We start from the raw sequence: 18,796 nt of genomic DNA on the forward strand, positions 1-18,796 counted from the left end.
ATTATATTATAAAATACCTTAGTCTAACACTTATTTAGGAGGATAATATATGAATTCGAGGAAATGTTTTTCTGTATTAATTGTAATAATGGTTATAATCAGCTTATCAATCAGTACTTTTGCTGTCGCAACCAAATATTCATCAGTAATTGGCGGTGGTAATGAAGTTTACTTTACCACAAGCGACGGTAAATTGTATGTTACTCAGCCTAATAGCAATAATCTGGTTCAAATTAAAAAAGTATCTAATGTAAAAATGGCTGCAGATGATGTTTACTTTGGTCTGTGGGTTATGGATAAATCAGGATATGTGTACTATTATCAGGATGATCCCGATCACGTTGGTACTTACCCTACCAAAAAGAAGCTTGATAAATTGGGTACGGTAAAATCTATTAGTATAGGCTCGGAGGGAATGTATGCCTTAAAAACTGACGGATCAGTCTGGGGTGTTAACAACAAGCTTCAAGTCTTTAAAGTAGAAGGTCTTTCCGGTGTAACCAGTATATCAATAAAAGATTTTGATGTTATAGCTCTGAAAAGTAATGGAACGGTATGGCAGTGGCGTGATGAGGCTGTTATAGCAGATTTTGCTAAAAAGAGGCCATTAACTCAAATAACTGAGTTGAAAAATGTCAAACAAATCTCAGCTGGAGCTAGTAATGGCTTAGCTCTAAAAAAGGACAATACAGTTTGGCAATGGAGTTTTGATAGTGAAGGAGTTCCGAAGCCAGTGCAAATAAAAGGCTTCACAGGTGCAAAATCAATTGAAGCTGGAAGAATGGAAGGGTATGTAATTGATGGTACCGGAAATGTGTGGACTTGGAAACAATGGGGGGATAAGAAGAATTCACCTTCTAAAATTAAAGGGTTCACACAAATTATCAGTATGGCTGCCAGTGGTAAAGACTCTTATGATGGATTTTCAAACGGTCGTTTAGTGGCTTTTGATAAAAACAATAAATTTAAAATATATAATGTTGGTTATTAATTTCTAATTGTAAAAACGGCTTAGAATCCTTTTGTTCTTGGAAAACGTTAACAATCATTTTGATAAATTAATGTGGTTTGACTGAGTTATTTAGTGGTACCCTTGTTATTGACGGTAAAATACAAGGGTCGAGAGAATCATTGGATATAGCCACAAATATGCTTAAAGAAATTTTCATTTAAATTAAAATAGACCTTGGGGGCTTAAAGTAGCTCCCAAGGTTTTTTCATAGCAAATTAGCCTTCTCTTTCATCAGCTTTACTACTTTATACTTAATACTTTAATATCATTATTTAGAATAAGCAAATGAAGAGATTGTATTATCTCTTTTTCAAACCAAGATTAGAACATATGGAAAAAGAGTAACTAAGAATACTTTGTCATAAAAAATGCACCTCCGAACGTTAGATTGTGTCTAAAGTTTGGGGTGCACTGTAAAACATAGAAAAATTCCCGTATGTACTGTCGTAAATAAAGCCGTTGGATGCAAGTCACAAATTTTCCCCCACTACTCCACCTCCTGCCCCGCTTCAAATACACTATATTTTGTTTTCCTCTGATAAACATTGAAAACTACCATTGAAACCAGCAAAAGCACAGAACATGCCAAAAACATTACAGTGTAATTAAAATATTGAGAAATTCCTCCACCAATAATTGGCCCCAATCCCTGGCCAATGTCTGCGCCAATATAAAATGTACTGGTTGCTACCCCAACCCTGCTTGGGTTTACCCTCTTGATACTCTCTGCCTGAAGTGATAACTGGCCGCCACCTTGTCCAATGGACTTCAATACAGATGCAACTATCAGCAGTCCGAGTGTCGGTGCAAATCCTATCAAAGCCATGGAAATAGCAGAAACTATCAGTGAAATATTCACTGTAATAGTCAAGCCTTTTTTATCAACTATCCGCCCCACAAACAGGCGTAAAAGAAAAACTACAACCGCCCCTACGGAAAAGAATATTCCGATATTTGAAATATTTCTTTCTTTCCCCAAAAGAATTAAGAACGAGCTTACTAACCCGTTTCCAAAGGAGAACATACCACCCATTATCGCATAAAGAATACCCTCTTTAGCAATTAAGGAGTCAATTGTGAGTGAACTTTTTACGCTCACATTTTCTGCTTTTCTTTCTTCAATGGGATACCTTAAACATAGCAGCAATGCCGCTCCTATAAAGGACAACAAAGCAATGACAATAAACAATGATTGAAACCCATACTTATCAGCAACGTATATCCCTATATTCGGACCAATGATCGAAGCCACTACCTGCCCAATTCCATAGTAGCCTATCCCTTCCCCCAAGCGGTCCTTGGGAATAAATCTGGTAGCAAGGGCAATATTTACGGTACTGCTGACACCAAATGCAATCCCGTGAAGCAACCTGAAAGAAAAAAGTACCGGGATACTTGAAGATAAAGAATATCCTACAACTGATAGTCCGATAACTACGTTTGCCAAAATGCACAGGTACTTTTTGTTAAATATGTCTGACATCATTCCCGCAAATGGACGCATGACTAGTGCTGCAACAGAAAAAATTCCCGATATCACACCGGCTATTCCCAGTGAATTTTGAATGCCCATTGAATATTTGGAAATAACGGTATAAACCATATTGAATCCCGTAGCCGTTATAACGCTGACAGCTATCAAAAAAATAAAAGATCTGCTCCACAATATACTTTTATTTTTTTGACCGTCATTATTATCTATATTATTAGAAAAAGACATCTGCGTCGGAGCTACCTCCTCAGTATAGGAGATATTATTTTTTAAATGCTTTAACATTTTAATATACCCACCCTTATATGTAATGTCGGTATCAGAGGAAATTATCTACCGGAAGTATTATGTAAACGTTGGTGCGAATACACGATTCGGGAGAAACAATCCCATAAGATTTGTTAAATTAAGAAATGTATTCACATAAAGCATTCTACTAATAACAGGTTGCTATTTCGTTTTACCAACAAAATTATTATATTTGTACTTCTATATTCTGTCAATCATAAGAAAAAAAGTCACATATCTACGGCTTAAACATTACAAATACTTCTACATATTGACATTGACAAAGGGATGAGATACAATTGCATTATGGTTGCTAAAACGATAATGCAATAATTTGCTTAACTACATGCATCCAATTCTATTTTCAGTTTTAGAACGACAGGAATCTAATCTAATTTGGGATGAGTGATAAAATTGAGTTTAGTCTTAAAACAATTTGAAATACAAGGTAAAAAAAGAGATTCATATATCCTTACTCCCAATAAAAAATGGGATAATTTAACCAAACCATCTTCTATAATGATTCTACGTCCTTCATCAGACGAAGCCTCGGTTTACGAACTTATTACCGCGGGTTTGTACGAGTTGGGTGAAAAATATAATATTCTTTTTATTTTCCCTAATCCCAGTGAATATGATAACGATATAGCTTTTTTAGAAGCCTTAAATAGAGAAATCTCATGTGGGATAATAGATGGAAAGTGGAGTGTAATGAATGACGTTCATTATGTTATAGGCTTAGGTTCCGGAGTAGACTTGGCCATTGAGTTCACGGCAACTCACCCGGAAACTACTGCAGCCGTAGCCCTTATTGGAGGTACTACACTACCGGAAACAAGCAGTAACGGTAGCACAGCAATGCCCTCAATACTTTTCAACTGTTCAGACACTATTGTTTCATATTATAAAAGCTTAAACAAATCAGAGTTAGAAACATCGTTGGGTGCTTTAGGTACCATATATACCAACGGTTTGAACCCTTATCATAAAGTAATTAATATCACCGATGAAAATATAAATAAATTAACCGACACCTTAATGAATAAAATATGGTTCGATTTATTTTATACAGTAAGACGGATAAATACCTGTGAAAAAGGTAATATTTCTGAGCGAATTTGTTTTGAAAATCGCCATTTTGAAAGACATCTTGATGACCGTTCTCTCGGCGATAATGACGGTATGGCTCACACCTGGCTGGAACATGTTCCCCAGTGTGTACTTGAAAATCCGTCAAAGCCGGTACCTCTGGTTATTTTCAGCCATGGTGCTTTTGATAATCCCATGAAATCAGCGGACATGAGTAAGTGGCATGAAATCGGTGAAAAAGAAAGCTTTATTACTGTATATCCATTAGCCAGCAATGGAATTAATTTTAATCTAAATCTGGATGAATCAGCGCCTAGTGATGTAGAATTCTATCTGGCCTTGATAAAATATATAAAAGGCAAGTATTCCATTGACTGCTCAAGAGTTTATCTATCGGGCTTTTCAAATGGCGCAGGAATGTCTCAGGTAATGGCAATGCTGCATCCTGAATTAATAGCTGCTATCGCTCCTATTGATAGTATGTGGCCATATACTATCCCCGGTCCTTTTGACCAGGAAAATTTCAGTCTGGAAAAAAACTTGCGACCTATATCAATTGGACTTGAACTCCAAAAGAAACACAACTACCGTATGCCGGTCTGGTATGTCTATGGAACCCGGGAAATGGAATATCCTATTTATAAGGGGTTGGGTCAGCAATACCAGTATGATGCATGGAAACAGTATAACAACATACCTGTTCTTGAAACACCTGAAAAACCTCTTGATACCGAATGCAGTATTGGTGTGGAAAGTGATACAGTTGAGGTGCTTTATCCATGTAAACAATATCCTGATTATAAATACACCATACATAAATTTTATAGTAGTGACACTCATGATAATTATTACAACTTTGCTTTAGCCCATGGTAAAGCTCACGATGTCCATATAGTTGACGCTGAACTTGCTTGGAAGTTTATTTCCAGGTTCAGCAGAAACCCGGACGGTTCATTGAAGCAACTGCCACAATAGGTAATAATGTAAAAACATTTTTACAATAATTTATAATTTACCACTTTCCCAGCCAAAAGGCTGAAATGGAAACATTTTAAAAGGAGGAAGTATTTTATGGGTAAGAAAAAATCACTAAAACGCTTTATTACTGTGCTAGCTGTTTTCTCAATGGTATTCACCAATTTTATCGGTTCGTGGTCCGGTGTCTCTGCAGCTGCTGTAAAAGGTAATCCTGCATTCAAACAGGCAGCTAAAGAGATGACAGTCGGGCAAACCTTTACTTTTGATATTATCAATAAGCAGACAGGAGCAACTTACCAGTGGAGCAGCAGTAACAAGTCAATAGCCACAGTGACTCAGAAAGGGCAAGTTAAGGCAATCGCAGTGGGCACTGCAACAATTTCCTGCAAAATAACAAAAAACAAAAAGGCTACTACTATTAAGGCAAAAGTTGTTGTTAAAAAGGCAACTCCTAAGCCTGCTCCACAACCAGCAAAAGTACCGGTTGATAAAAATGGATTTGATTCAAAAGGAAGAATGGTTGCTTATTTTGGATCACCTGTGATTGACGGTAAAGTAGATGGTGCTTGGAGCAAAGCACAAGTAGTTACACCTAAATTTGTAACACCCAATATGACTACAAAAGCTACTTTTAAAGCTTTATGGGATGATAACGCTATATATATACTTGCAGAAGTAAAAGATAAAGACTTGAGCGTAAAATCTGATACACCATATATGCATGATTCTATGGAAATCTTCTTAGATGAAAATAACGATAAGACTCAAGAATATGGCCTTGATGATTTACACTTCAGAGTTAATTATGAAAATTCACAGTCTGTGGATACCGGAGATATCGGCAGATTCTATACAGCCACGACTAAAGTGAAGGATGGATACGTAGTAGAAGCGAGAGTTGCTTTTAAATCTAAACCGTCAAACAACAAGGTAATGGGAATAGAACTACAGATAAATGATGCAAAAGATACTGAGAGAATCGGTACTATTAATGTTTTTGATTCCACAGGAAGCGCATGGAATGACACCACCAAATTCGGTGAAGTATTACTTGCAGGCAAGGCTAATGGAGCAGTCAGCGGACTGAATCCATATGATCTCATAAAATTAATAGAAAGCACTCAAAAAATTGATTTCACACTTTATAAAAATGCAAATATAGTAAAAGACGCAGTTACAGCTGCTCAAAAAGTAATTGCAGATAAAAAAGCTACTCAGAAACAAATTGATGCTCAATATTCTGTAATAAAAGCAGCAATTGAAAAATTGGTTCTCACTGATGAAGCTGCAAACGAAAAGTACTTTAAGGCAGTTCCGGATAAGTATAGAACCGAAGCTGATAAACAGGGCACCATTGTTAGCTTAGAGTACTCTGCAGAAAATTTGAAAAACGGAACAGATGTTAAGAAAATGAATGTTTATCTCCCTTACGGTTACGATGCTTCCGATAAAAGCAAAAAATATAACGTTTTATATTTGATGCACGGCGGTGGTGAGAATGAGAACCTCATCTTTGGCGGACCTGGTCAGAACAAAGAAATGAAGAAAATCATAGACAATATGATTGCAAATGGTGATATTGAACCGCTTATCGTTGTAACACCTACATTTTACGGTGGAAAAGACGATACTGCCCTCTTCCATGAAGAATTGATGAAAAATGTTGTTCCTCTAGTAGAAACTACGTATAATACATACGCAAAATCAGCATCTTTGGAGGATTTGAAAGCTTCCAGAGAGCATAGAGCATTCGGCGGATTTTCTATGGGTTCAGTAACTACCTGGTATACATTTATTAATTGTCTTGACTATTTCAAATATTATATGCCATTGAGTGGAGATTGTTGGGTGTTAGGCGATAAAGCCGGAAGTGAAAAGGCAACGCTAACAGCTGAATATCTTGCAAAGGTTGTAAAAGATTCCGGTTATACGCCACAAGACTTTTACCTATTCTGTGCTACAGGAAGCTTGGATATTGCATATCCTAACTTGAAACCTCAGGTAGATGCTATGAGGCAATTGAAGGATACCTTTATTTACTCATCTGATACAAAGAAAGGAAACTTCTATTTCATAGTAAGCGATGGCGGTACACATGCTTGGAATTGGGTTAATCAGTATATTTATGACATCTTACCTGATTTATTTAAATAGAAAGATTACATATCTCCTCACTAATATGTAATTTATAAGTTGTAAAAGAAATGAGAAAAAGCACCCCTAATAAGGGTGCTTTTTCTTAAAGATAATCCTCTGTCTTAAATATTCCTTTTAATTTACTTTAACTTAAACAATATGATAATATGTTAATATATAACCCTTAGGAGTGTACTATGGCTAATGCAAATATTAAATTAATTGCTGAAAAAACAAATCTTTCACCGGGTACTGTATCCATTGTTCTAAATGGACGCGGCGATAAAATGCGCATTTCCGAAAAGACTCAGAACCGGGTGTGGGAAGAAGCGAAATTATTAGGATATAAACCAAATATATATGCCCGCCGCTTAAGAAATCAATCAGCAGGAAATTCAGCTGCAATTATTGGTATTCTGTGGCCTTCTGTATATTCTTCAGAATTGATTGTAAACTTCTTTGATGGAATTCAAAATAGCATTTTAAATGATAAATTGAACGTAGAGGTTGTATTTAAACCTTATCAATATTCGGAAATCAGCAAAATGGAAGATATATTTAAAAATCAGTTGTTTAACGGGGTAATAATTGTTGGGGCCTCTGACAGCGATGTTGATTATTTGTATAAGATAAATTCCACAATGCCAATAATATTGTTTAACAGGCAGAATGATAAATATGGCACCGTGTGTATCGATAATTACACTACAGGTGAAAAAGTATCTCGATTACTTGCTGCGAGAGGACATAAAAAAGCAGGTTTAATTTGTCCAAATCTATTATCACGGAATTTCAGCATGAGAAGAACAGGCTTTTTGGATGGATGTCAAAAATACGGAATTACTGTACTACCGGAGCACATTATTCATGAAACTCTTGACTCAGAAGGTGGGTATCGAAGTGCAGAAAAACTTTTGAGATCACAGCCACTTCCTTCCGCACTTTTTTTGCTTGTATCCGGCTATAGTCATGAGGTCTACTCTGTTTTGCAAAAAAATGGAGTGCGTATTCCCGAGGACATTGAAATAATAGGTTGCTCTGACATCGTATCCAGCCGAATTTTAAAACCAAGTATGACAGTCATTGATTTACCTATACAGAAAATGGTGAAGAAAAGTCTGCAGCTTATTCTGGATATGATAAACGGGTATATACAAGAACCTCACAATATTTTTGAGGAGGCGTATTTTATATTTCGTGAGAGCTGCGGAGGATTTCCTGACTCTGAACCGGTTATTTAAAAACTAGGCCCTACTTCTTTTTTATAACATAAGTAAACTTCCACACAGCTGAATTACCCGAATACCTTCCTCTGTTTTCTATAACTGTAACTTTAGATGTATAATTATAACTCTTGTTTGCTTTTAGCTTGCTTACGGAAACCGTGAGAGTCTTGCTCCCATAGTCAGGGTAACTATCATCCTCTTCTGCCATTGAAACAATAGTAATCTTTCCGGTTGGTGTTGTTGATATTTCTACCGTTTGTCCCTCGTAAATTGCCTTTTTATTAACTGTAGCACCATATCCCCATTCATTACCTACATGGTTATTTTCAATACAAGTAACGGATTGCAATGTTACCTTTACTTTAGTATTTGAAGCACTGTAGGCTCCACTTGTGAAAAACGGTAATATAAGTATTATTATTAATAAAAAACTGATAACCCTTTTATTCAATTATAATCAACCCCATTCTTCAAAATAATCTGTTAATGTCCAAATTATAACATATTAATTACTTATTAGTAAACTTTTACCAATTACCTGCGATTATAACCTATCATGATTTCACAATGAATATATTAATTTCTAAAAACAGATAATAATTTTGGAGGTGAAATCTTATGAATCAGAAAATAGCAATCGAACCGAATTTGACTCCCATCAAGGACTATCTGACTAAAAAAGGATACAAAGTTGAAAATATGGACTATGGACAAGGTGCCACAAAAAATAATTATGATGCAATTATAGTTGCAGGTGTAGAAACAAATATAATGGGCATACAGGATACAAGCAGCAAAGCCATTGTAATAAATGCTGACGGTATGACAGAAGAGCAGGTATATCAGGAACTTCAAAGCAGATTACATTAAACAAACAAAAACCCCAATACGTTAACGTATTGGGGTTTTTGCTCGTTGATAACATTATATTTTATTTTTGTCCGTAATAAGCTTTTGGGCCGTGCTTTCTCATAAAGTGCTTGTCTAGCAGCACCTGTGGCATGGAAGTTACATTAGGGTTCAACTGTCTGCACTGAATAGCCATCATAGCTATTTCTTCTAAAACAACAGAATTATGAACCGCGTCTGCTGCACTTTTTCCCCATGTAAAAGGCGCATGATTTTTTACAAGAACGGCAGGGATGTAGTTAGGATTTAAATTTTTAAAAGCCTCTATTATTACAGTTCCGGTATTTGCTTCATAATCAGACTCAATCTCAACCTTTGTCATTTCCCGAGTACATGGGATTTCACCATAAAAGTAATCCGCATGAGTAGTCCCGTAAGCAGGAATCCCCATACCAGCCTGTGCAAAAGCAGTTGCCCATCTGGAGTGGGTGTGGGTTACACCTCCTATTTCGGGAAAAGCATTATACAGAGCTACATGAGTTGGTGCATCAGAGGACGGCTTTAATTTACCTTCCACCACTTTACCTGTGAGGTCGATTAGTACAATATCATCAGCAGTCATAACGTCATACTCAACGCCGCTTGGTTTTATTGCAATTAATCCGCTTTCTCTGTCAATACCGCTTACATTTCCCCATGTATATGTTACAAGTCCTTTTTTAGGCAGTTCCAGATTGGCTTCCAGCACTGCTTGTTTGAGTTGTTCCAACATATTTTTTACCTCATAAAATCAATTATTCCAATAAACTATTTCAGTTCAAGGAGTTAACCGCAGCTCTTTCAATATCCAGTCCCTTTGTGTACCGTTTCATAAACTCGTTAAAACCGTCAACATCCTTTGGATCAGGCTGTACAATTTCACCTTGGCTTTCCCCAAACACATTTTGTTTAAGAAAATCCTCCAATGATTGTGAACTTGTTCTATTGATCATGTATGAAGCAAGCAATGCGATGCCCCATGCACCACCTTCACCCGCAGTCTTCATAACTGATACAGGCACATTAAAGGCTGCTGCCATAATCTTCTGTCCTACTTCCTTTGTCTTAAAGAAACCGCCGTGTCCGGTAATACCGTCCACTTTAACAGCTTCCTTTTGGAAAAGGATATCAAGGCCGGTTTTTAAAGCCCCAAGAGATGTAAACAAATTGACCCTGATAAAGTTAGCCAAATTAAAATTACTGTTTGATGAACGAACAACCATCGGGCGTCCCTCTTCAAAATGAGTAATATGTTCACCTGAAATATAGCCGTACGCAAGCAAACCTCCGCAATCGGGGTCACCTTGAAGTGCCAATCCCAGCAGAGTATCATATAGCTGTGGCTTTTTCACGTCAAAGCCCAAGGCCTTAACTGCCTCAGCAAATATACCCATCCATGCATCATAATCAGATGTACAATTATTTGAATGAACCATTCCCACAAGACTTCCGTCAGGTGTAGTCACCAAGTCAATTTCCGGATATACTTTGGATAATTCCTTTTCGAGTACAACCATGGCAAAAACTGAAGTCCCGGCAGATACGTTTCCTGTACGGACTGCTACGCTGTTGGTTGCAACCATTCCGGTACCCGCATCACCCTCAGGAGGGCATAGAGGGATACCTGCTTGAAGCTCACCGGTAACATCAAGGAGCTTTGCCCCTTCTTCTGTCAGTTTACCTGCTTCAGTACCCGAAACCAAAACCTTTGGAAGAATATTTTCAAGCTTCCACGAAAAATTATGACTGTCGTTAACCTCATTAAACTGCTTAATCATATTTGAATTAAAGCCTTTTGTATTTAAATCAATTGGGAAAACACCTGATGCCTCTCCGACACCAAGAACTTTTTCTCCTGTTAACTTCCAGTGTATATACCCGGCCAATGTAGTCATAAAATCAATACCGGATACATGCTCCTCATTGTTCAGTATAGCCTGGTAAAGATGGGCAATACTCCATCTCTGAGGAATCGGGTAACTGAACAGCTTGGTAAGTTCCTCAGATGCCTGCGCAGTTATAGTATTACGCCATGTTCTGAAAGGTGTCAGAAGGTTTTCTTCCTTGTCAAAAACCATATAACCGTGCATCATTCCACTAAATCCGATAGCACCGGTTGTTTTTAACCCTACACCGAACTTCTCCCTAACTTCTTTAATCATTTCCTGATAGCTGTTCTGAACACCCTTCCAGATATCTTCCAAGCTGTAAGTCCAAATGTTATTGATATAACTGTTTTCCCAGTCATGACTGCCGGATGCGATAGGTGCATTATCTGCACCTATCAATACCGTTTTTATTCTGGTTGATCCGAGTTCAATCCCAATTGTTGTCTGTCCGTTAATAATAGCATTTCGACCGTCATTTAGTTCATGTGTCATTGTTTTCCCCCTCATGTAGTCATCCATACTTATTCACTGAATCTAATAGGATGTCATTCAGATTAACATAAATTTTTATTTGAATGGATTCTCGTCCTTATAAAGCATAGCTGCAGGCTGATTGAAAGCTACATCCTCAACACCAAGAAGCTTCATTGTTGCAAACAGAACTTTTCCCATGTGCTTGAATGCTACACCGCCATGGTGTGGGTATCTCTTAGCAATCAGTACATGTCTGTAGAATCTGCCCATTTCTTTGATTGCAAATACACCTATACCACCAAATGATTTAGGATCAACATCAATAATCTCTCCCTCGGCAACATAACTTCTCAGCTGGCTGTCAGCTGTTCCTTGGAGCCTGAAGAAAGTAATATCTCCCGGTCTTATTGTTCCTTCCAAAGTTCCTCTTGAGATATCAGGCTCCTTGTCTGGTTCAAGCAATCTGTGCATGATAAGCTGATACTTCATAGAGTGGTTTTTCATCATACATGAAGGAGTATTTCCGCAGTGGAAGCCCATAAACAAGTCTGTAAGAGTATATCCGTTAAATAAATCCTTATTGTTTTCAAACATATCCTTAGGAACAGAGTTGTTTATATCCAACAGAGTTGCAGGCATTTGTGTAGCACAAGTAATTATATATTCACTTAATGCACCATAAATATCTGTTTCACATGCTACTGGAATTCCTTTTGCTGCAAGTCTTGAATTAACGTAACATGGAACGAATCCGAACTGTGTCTGGAATGCAGGCCAGCACTTATTTGCAAATACAAAATATTCAGAAGCGCCCTTATTCTGTTCAGCCCAATCCAACAAAGTAATCTCATATTGTGCTAACTTTGGAAGAATTCCGGGATAACCGTTTCCATTTTTGAGTTCTTCTTCCATCTCTTTAACAACTGCAGGTATTCTAGGATCATCCTTGTGATTGTTAAATGCTTCGAAAAGATCAAGCTCTGAATTTTCCATTATTTCAACGCCCAAATCATACAAAGGTTTAATAGGAGCGTTACATGCAACAAAATTAAATGGTCTTGGTCCAAAGCTAAATATTTTGAGTTTTGAAAGGCCAAGAAGTATTCTTGCGATATTTTCAAAATCCCCAACCATTTCTGAAACATCCTGTGGGTCTCCAACCGGATATTCAGGAATATATGGGTTCAGTTTTCTCAATGCCAGATTATAAGATGCATTCAGCATACCGCAATATGCATCTCCACGTCCGCCTATAAGGTTTCCTTCAGATTCTTCAGCAGCAGCTACAAACATAACCGGTCCGTCAAATTTCTGAGCAAGTATGGTTTCAGGTCCTTCAGGTCCAAAGTTTCCAAGGTATACTACAAGAGCATTTACATCAGCATCCTTTAATTCCTTCAGAGCATTGAGAACATCTATTTCATTCTCAACTGCTGTATTTGCCTGAAATATTTCTAAACCTTTTTCTGCGCAAGCCTTAACAACTGCTTTACGTCTTTCCACACTCAATTCTGCAGGAAAACAATCCCTGCTAACTGCCACAATGCCGAGTTTAACTTTTGGTACGTTATACATTTTAGAGATCCCCCTTAATATTTTTTGCATTTAAATTAAAAAAAATTATTGTCGTATACTGTTACGTTCAAGTAAAATAAACATCTACCTTTTGAGACAGGATTCCTTTATAATAAGCTCCGGTATAATAGTTTTCTGAACAGGCTCTGTCGGATAATCGTTTTGCTTTATCATTTGCAGTAGAATTTCAGCGGCTTCCTCACCTAACTTCTCCTTAGGGTGACGGACTGTGGTAATCTTCACGGGGCAATTCGCAGAAAAATAGGAGTCGTCAAATCCCGTTATCGATATATCATCAGGTACTTTTACACCTAAGCTTTTCAGCAGCTCATATACTCTGAATGCAATCTCATCATTATAGCAAGCTATTGCATCAACTCCACGATTCTCTTCCAGCAACCGTTTAACCATATTATAAGGCTTAATATCCCTGTCCTCAGTGTGAAACCAAACTACATCATCGGGGTTATAGGCCATACCTGCATCAGCAATGGCTTTTGCATATCCATTATGTCTTTCAACCCCTTGAACATCATCAGCCTTGAATATTCCTGCTATTTTTTTATGCCCTAGTTTTGCCAGATATTCCACAGCCGAATACATGCCTTTAGCATCATCCAGTATAACATGTGATTTACTATTAAGCTGCTGATAAAAGCCATGAATAAATATATATGGTATACGGTGGTTGTCCAGTGCTTCATAAAACTTCATATTTTCCGAATACAAGGCACTTTTGGTAGGCTCAATTATAAGACCCTCAACATTCTTCTGGAGTACATCTTCCAGACAAACAGCCTCATTTTTGGTATTATTATTGGTATTCTTGAGCATAATGCTGTAGCCCTTGGACGAAAGTACGCTATCAATGCCTTGAATAACCTTTGGAAAAATGTATTCTGAAATATAAGTTGTAATTACAGCAATATTTCTGGAGTCACTTCTTTTTCTGCTCCTATCCAGGCAGTAGGTTCCACGTCCGTGTTCAGTGTAAAGATATCCTTCATTCACAAGCATTGAAATAGCTTTTCTCACTGTATGCCTACTCAGGGACATTGTTTCCGCAAGAACGTTTTCCGAAGTAATTTGTTCTCCCGGCTTTATTTTCCCCATGAGTATTTCTTGTTTCAGATGCTCCATAAGCTTGAGGTACTTTACCTGATTATCATTCTTTTGCATTATAATCTCCTTATAAGCAACTTGTACGTACATCTTAATTATACATTATAATTTCAAATACACAATACTGTTTATTAATAAAAAAACTGCCTTGATTTACATCAGGCAGTAATAGTAAAAAAACTTATTATTTAGAAGGCTTTGTATTATTATTTGCCTTCTTATCATAATTATTTTGAGGCATTTTACGGGTATCGTATTTTTTTTTATCCATTTCCCACAACTTTCTTTGATAATCTAAAAATTCATGTAATTTCATTTTAAAATCACCTCCTGATTTTATGTTATGTTAACAATTCAGGAGTTGTTACAAATATAGTCATGACTAAACCCCTACTGGATACTCATACCTAGCCAAACAAATTTATATCTTAACTAGAAAAAAGTGTATACACCTAATCCCCTATATTGTGGATTAGGTCATGTCATTATCTACAATATATACACACATATATAGTAATATCCACAGTTTAATTCACAAAATGTTGTGTTTCTGTGGATAAAGTCTTGTTGTCGCCCTAACTAATCCACAAAGTTTTCAACAGACTGTTAACAAAACCTAATAAAACTGTAAAACTTACAAACCTGATTTTATAATCTTTACATAAAACTTTCTGTTTCTTGGTCCGTCAAACTCGCAGAAATAAATTCCCTGCCAGGTGCCAAGCAGTAATTTTCCTTCTTCAACAATGATGTACTGGCTGCTGCCCATGGCACTGGCTTTTAAATGTGCTGAACTATTTCCCTCATAGTGCCTGAATTCGGCCCTGTCGGGATAAGCCTTATCCAAACCGTAAAGCATATCTCTAACCACATCAGGGTCAGCATTTTCATTAATAGTAATCCCGGCAGTTGTGTGGGGACAATATACCAAAACCGCCCCATCGCTTATCCCGCTTTCAGCCACGGTCTCAGCAACCCTCCCAGTAATATTATAAAAATTCTGTCTTTCTGTTTTTAAGCTGAACTCACGTACCATTACAATCTTACCTCCACTTGTTTATCAATTTCTATAAGGCCCTCTTCCACTACACAATCAAGAGCCAATATATCCACACCTTTATTATGAGCAGATTTCAAAACATCTGCAAATTCTTTATGTGTTACGCTGTTGGGCTTAAAATAGTCCACATCTTTCATCTGTATTACAAAAATTACATACGCCTTATAACCGTCACGTAAGCTCTCAATAAGCTCATTTATATGCCTTACGCCCCTTTCGGTAGGTGCATCGGGAAAAAGCACTACATTATTTTCTTCAAGCGTTACTCCTTTTACCTCAATAAAAATCTTATCCTTTTTGGTTTCAACATAAAAATCAAACCTTGAATTTTTATATTTTGCCTCAGGTTTTATAAGAGTAACCTCATTAAATAAATTCCCCTTTTCCAGCCACTCCCGGACCACTTTGTTTGGAACCTGACTATCCATATTAATATGCCTGGTTCCTTTTATAACGCTAATAAGGTCAAATCCTGTTTTACGGTGGGGATTATCAGATTTCTGAACATACACAACTGCACCCGGTAATAAAAGCTCTTTACATCTTCCGGTATTCTTAACATGACAGACCTCGGTGACACCATCAATTTTCACATATGCAATGAATCTATTTGGCCTTTCAATGAATATTCCTTTTTTAATATTTTTATATTTCAATTTATCCTCCTACTGCCTGTCTCTTTGTAAATTACATCAAAAGAATATCATATAATCCGGTAAAAAAACTATAAATATTTTGTTAATACAGTCTTAATATGGGTATAAATACATTAACTTTAATTTGGTTAATATACTAATAACAATATATTGGAGGAGGTTTTCTATGAAGACAGAAGTTGCTTATTATCGTTGCAAGCAGTGTGGCAATATTGTGAGTATAATAAAAAATGGTGGAGGGAAACTGGTCTGTTGCGGTGAGCAGATGGAAAGACTTGAACCAAATACTACGGATGCAGCTCTAGAAAAACATGTTCCCGTAGCGGAAAGAAAAGACGGTCAGATTGTAGTACAAATTGGTTCCGTGGCCCACCCGATGATTGATGCTCATTATATTGAGTGGATCGAAGTTGCAGGCGATGAAGGTACTGAAAGAATCGTTCTTTCACCCGGTGATGAGCCAAAGGCAGTTTTTGCAGACAAGAGTAACGCAGAAGTTTATGCATACTGTAATCTGCATGGATTATGGATGTCTCATGTAAAATAATTATAATGGCCCTGTAAAGTGACTTGCTTTGCAGGGCTTATTAGTTACTCTATAAATGTATTAATTCTTGTTCCTCGTTGACAATTGCTATAGATGCACTCGCTCCTATTCTGGTTGCACCGGCTTCTACCATTGCCTTTGCGGTCATATAATCCCGTATACCCCCGGCTGCTTTTACTCCCATATCAGGACCCACAGTTTTTCTCATAAGCCTCACATCATCAATTGTAGCCCCTCCTGTACTGAATCCGGTAGAAGTCTTAACAAAATCGGCTCCTGCTGCTTTGCATATTTTACAACAAATAACTTTTTCCTCATCAGTAAGGAGGCATGTTTCAAGTATTACCTTAACAATTGCCCTTCCCGCTGTTGCCTCTACTACTGCTCCAATATCTTTTTCTACATAATGAAAATCCCCTGACTTAACAGCTCCTACATTTATTACCATATCAATTTCTCCGGCACCGTTTTCTACTGCCTCAACAGTTTCTGCAACCTTGGATGCGGTTGACGTAGCCCCCAGAGGAAAACCTACTACCGTACAAACCTTTATATCGGTTTCCTTCAAAATCTCACTGCATAGTGTCACATAACAAGGATTAACACAGACGGAAGCAAATTTGTACTCTATAGCCTCTTTGCATAGTTTCTTTATCTGCTCCTTACAAGTCTCGGGCTTTAATGCTGTGTGGTCAATTAAACCAGCCAACTTAGTCATAAATACCTCCGGATATATAAATTAGTACATAAATATTATTTACCAATATTTCGGATTTATCAAGAAAAAAAATAGGTTAGTCTTCGTTGACTAACCATGTAAAGGGGGTCAAAATGTATTTTGTGAGGTCAATATTATAATCGCCATAATTAATAAAATTTATACAATTATTTTGAAAAATCTGATTATTATATTTATTTATTTCCATGTAAATAATAAATTTAATAAAATAAATACCTAAAGAAGGAGCTGCGTCTATGGAGTTGCAAAACAATGTTATAAATGCCGAGAATTTAAATGAAAACAATACTTTGTCAGTTGTTCAAGATAAACTTAAACCTGGGGATACAATGATTCTTGATGTAGGATATAACTATTTTCATCAGGCCGACAAACTCTATGAAATGCTTGTAAATGAAGGCTATTATGTTAGAAAAACCTTTGTAAACGGACGAAATCAATTACTTGTTGCTCAAAAGGATGAGAAGCATCAAATGTATTAAATAGTATGTAAAACTATAAAAAGACCTGCTGCTTAACTATAACCATTAACCCAGCAGGTCTTAATATTTATTAAATACATTTATTTATTTTCTCCAAAAGGAACAAAAACTTCAAGAACCATCTGCTTGAATTCAATACTGGCCGGGAACAGCTCTGATCGTTCACCGTCCACCGTCAGTGCCAGTGGCATTTTACTGCTCAGTTCGCATTTTCTGGCCTTTAGAATGATTACGTTCTTGTCATTGACAGATTCCTTACTTAATACCTTAAAAAAGATACTTGCAAGGTTTATATTTGAACATTTCTTAACAAGGATAATATCCATGTACCCATCAGTATAATCTGCCTGATTCAAAAGATTGGGAAAGCCGGCTGCCTGTTTTCCGTTAACAATCAGGAATAAAAGAAACTTACCTTCAATAATATGGTCATCCGCAGCAATTTTCAGATCAAAGCTTTTAATATTAGTCAATTCGGAAATACCTTTTAAGTAATAAGCAAAAGGCCCAAAATTCTTTTTAAGCTCACTGTTTGTATTAAAAGAAACGTCTACAAAATTTCCTCCTGCAAATGTACTTAGAAAATACTGTGAATTGTTTATGTAGCCCACATCGCACATAATTGTATTACCCTGAAGAATTATATCTATACTTTCTTTAAAAGAGTTTATTCCAAGACACTTTGCAAAATCGTTACATGTCCCTGAAGGTATGACTCCTAAGGGCATCTTAATACCGTTGTTCAACAGCAGGTTGGCTACAAAATTGATTGTCCCATCGCCGCCGGACGCAGCAACAAAGTCATATGTTCCTGACTGCAATGCACTAATGAGATAATCGCTGTTAGTATCCGTCAACCTGTATGGCTGAGCAAGAATACCCTTGTCTTGAAATGAGGACAAAATAAAGTCCAGTTCACTGGGAATCTTATGTCCCCCGGAAACAGGGTTATATACAAATAATGCGTTTCTCACAGGTCTATCCTCCCATTTTTGCAGAGTAAAGTTAAAAAATTCTCTATTAATTTATAATAAATGAAATTTAACACAAAAGCAATCTTAATAGGTATGATATTAATAAATTTATTACATATGAGAATATTTCCGGGTATTAAAATGGGGCGTCAGCAAGACTTTCGTCTTG

Annotated in this window: 18 protein-coding genes; 7 read left to right on the forward strand and 11 right to left on the reverse strand. The window is 36.8% G+C overall.

The features are described from left to right. The first annotated feature begins 49 nt into the window (after positions 1 to 49). A complete protein-coding gene (locus tag CLO1100_RS19725; protein ID WP_014315532.1) occupies positions 50 to 991 on the forward strand; it encodes a hypothetical protein in 942 nt (313 codons plus the stop codon). A 508-nt stretch (positions 992 to 1,499) separates the two neighbouring features. Here the strand turns inward: CLO1100_RS19725 and CLO1100_RS19730 are convergent. Beyond that, positions 1,500 to 2,789: an MFS transporter gene (locus tag CLO1100_RS19730; protein WP_014315533.1), complete on the reverse strand. Its 1,290-nt coding sequence runs from the start codon at positions 2,787 to 2,789 to the stop codon at positions 1,500 to 1,502. Between the two features lie 408 nt (positions 2,790 to 3,197). On the opposite strand from CLO1100_RS19730, the gene CLO1100_RS19735 reads away from it, so the two are divergent. The 3 genes from CLO1100_RS19735 (at position 3,198) to CLO1100_RS19745 (ending at position 8,236) form a co-directional block, all read left to right on the forward strand. Then, on the forward strand, positions 3,198 to 4,856 hold the full coding sequence (locus CLO1100_RS19735) for an alpha/beta hydrolase (protein WP_242836641.1): 1,659 nt from the start codon (positions 3,198 to 3,200) through the stop codon (positions 4,854 to 4,856). 96 nt (positions 4,857 to 4,952) lie between these two features. Then, positions 4,953 to 7,013 (forward strand): sugar-binding protein, encoded by a 2,061-nt coding sequence (locus tag CLO1100_RS19740; protein WP_014315535.1) that lies wholly within the window; start codon positions 4,953 to 4,955, stop codon positions 7,011 to 7,013. Between the two features lie 179 nt (positions 7,014 to 7,192). Continuing rightward, positions 7,193 to 8,236: a LacI family DNA-binding transcriptional regulator gene (locus tag CLO1100_RS19745; RefSeq protein WP_014315536.1), complete on the forward strand. Its 1,044-nt coding sequence runs from the start codon at positions 7,193 to 7,195 to the stop codon at positions 8,234 to 8,236. 10 nt (positions 8,237 to 8,246) lie between these two features. Here CLO1100_RS19745 and CLO1100_RS19750 read toward each other — a convergent pair whose 3' ends face one another. Then, positions 8,247 to 8,672: a hypothetical protein gene (locus CLO1100_RS19750; RefSeq protein ID WP_014315537.1), complete on the reverse strand. Its 426-nt coding sequence runs from the start codon at positions 8,670 to 8,672 to the stop codon at positions 8,247 to 8,249. Positions 8,673 to 8,839: 167 nt separating this feature from the next. Here CLO1100_RS19750 and CLO1100_RS19755 point away from each other — a divergent pair, with 167 nt between their 5' ends. Beyond that, positions 8,840 to 9,091 carry a YkuS family protein gene (locus CLO1100_RS19755; protein WP_014315538.1) on the forward strand — a complete coding sequence of 84 codons (252 nt, stop codon included), beginning with the start codon at positions 8,840 to 8,842 and terminating at the stop codon, positions 9,089 to 9,091. A gap of 61 nt (positions 9,092 to 9,152) precedes the next feature. On the opposite strand, the gene araD is transcribed toward CLO1100_RS19755, so the two are convergent. From araD to sfsA, 7 genes are all read right to left on the reverse strand, one after another. Next, on the reverse strand, positions 9,153 to 9,842 hold the full coding sequence (araD, locus tag CLO1100_RS19760; RefSeq protein WP_014315539.1) for an L-ribulose-5-phosphate 4-epimerase: 690 nt from the start codon (positions 9,840 to 9,842) through the stop codon (positions 9,153 to 9,155). A 40-nt stretch (positions 9,843 to 9,882) separates the two neighbouring features. Further along, the gene (locus CLO1100_RS19765; protein WP_014315540.1) at positions 9,883 to 11,490 is read right to left on the reverse strand and encodes an FGGY-family carbohydrate kinase; all 1,608 of its coding nucleotides are present in this window, start codon (positions 11,488 to 11,490) and stop codon (positions 9,883 to 9,885) included. Between the two features lie 75 nt (positions 11,491 to 11,565). Continuing rightward, positions 11,566 to 13,047, reverse strand: coding sequence for a fucose isomerase (locus CLO1100_RS19770; protein WP_014315541.1), 1,482 nt, complete (start codon positions 13,045 to 13,047; stop codon positions 11,566 to 11,568). A gap of 84 nt (positions 13,048 to 13,131) precedes the next feature. Then, on the reverse strand, positions 13,132 to 14,226 hold the full coding sequence (locus CLO1100_RS19775; RefSeq protein ID WP_014315542.1) for a GntR family transcriptional regulator: 1,095 nt from the start codon (positions 14,224 to 14,226) through the stop codon (positions 13,132 to 13,134). A gap of 127 nt (positions 14,227 to 14,353) precedes the next feature. Beyond that, complete coding sequence (locus CLO1100_RS21340) at positions 14,354 to 14,485, reverse strand: hypothetical protein (RefSeq protein ID WP_014315543.1); 132 nt, start codon at positions 14,483 to 14,485, stop codon at positions 14,354 to 14,356. A 318-nt stretch (positions 14,486 to 14,803) separates the two neighbouring features. After that, positions 14,804 to 15,205, reverse strand: a complete 402-nt coding sequence (locus CLO1100_RS19780; RefSeq protein WP_014315544.1) for a secondary thiamine-phosphate synthase enzyme YjbQ — start codon at positions 15,203 to 15,205, stop codon at positions 14,804 to 14,806. Further along, entirely contained in the window at positions 15,205 to 15,885 is a 681-nt protein-coding gene (gene sfsA / locus CLO1100_RS19785) for a DNA/RNA nuclease SfsA (protein WP_014315545.1), read from the reverse strand. Before sfsA ends, CLO1100_RS19780 begins: the two co-directional genes overlap by 1 nt. A 166-nt stretch (positions 15,886 to 16,051) precedes the next feature. Between sfsA and CLO1100_RS19790 the strand changes: the two genes are divergently transcribed. After that, positions 16,052 to 16,432 (forward strand): desulfoferrodoxin, encoded by a 381-nt coding sequence (locus CLO1100_RS19790; RefSeq protein WP_014315546.1) that lies wholly within the window; start codon positions 16,052 to 16,054, stop codon positions 16,430 to 16,432. Positions 16,433 to 16,481: 49 nt separating this feature from the next. Here CLO1100_RS19790 and deoC read toward each other — a convergent pair whose 3' ends face one another. Further along, positions 16,482 to 17,150, reverse strand: a complete 669-nt coding sequence (gene deoC, locus CLO1100_RS19795; RefSeq protein WP_014315547.1) for a deoxyribose-phosphate aldolase — start codon at positions 17,148 to 17,150, stop codon at positions 16,482 to 16,484. A gap of 257 nt (positions 17,151 to 17,407) precedes the next feature. Here deoC and CLO1100_RS19800 point away from each other — a divergent pair, with 257 nt between their 5' ends. After that, complete coding sequence (locus CLO1100_RS19800) at positions 17,408 to 17,653, forward strand: hypothetical protein (RefSeq protein WP_014315548.1); 246 nt, start codon at positions 17,408 to 17,410, stop codon at positions 17,651 to 17,653. 80 nt (positions 17,654 to 17,733) lie between these two features. Here the strand turns inward: CLO1100_RS19800 and CLO1100_RS19805 are convergent, their stop codons facing one another. After that, a complete protein-coding gene (locus tag CLO1100_RS19805) occupies positions 17,734 to 18,627 on the reverse strand; it encodes a YegS/Rv2252/BmrU family lipid kinase (protein ID WP_014315549.1) in 894 nt (297 codons plus the stop codon). Positions 18,628 to 18,796 lie beyond the last annotated feature (169 nt).

The organism is Clostridium sp. BNL1100 (assembly GCF_000244875.1).
Classification (GTDB): Bacteria; Bacillota; Clostridia; order Acetivibrionales; family DSM-1351; genus Ruminiclostridium.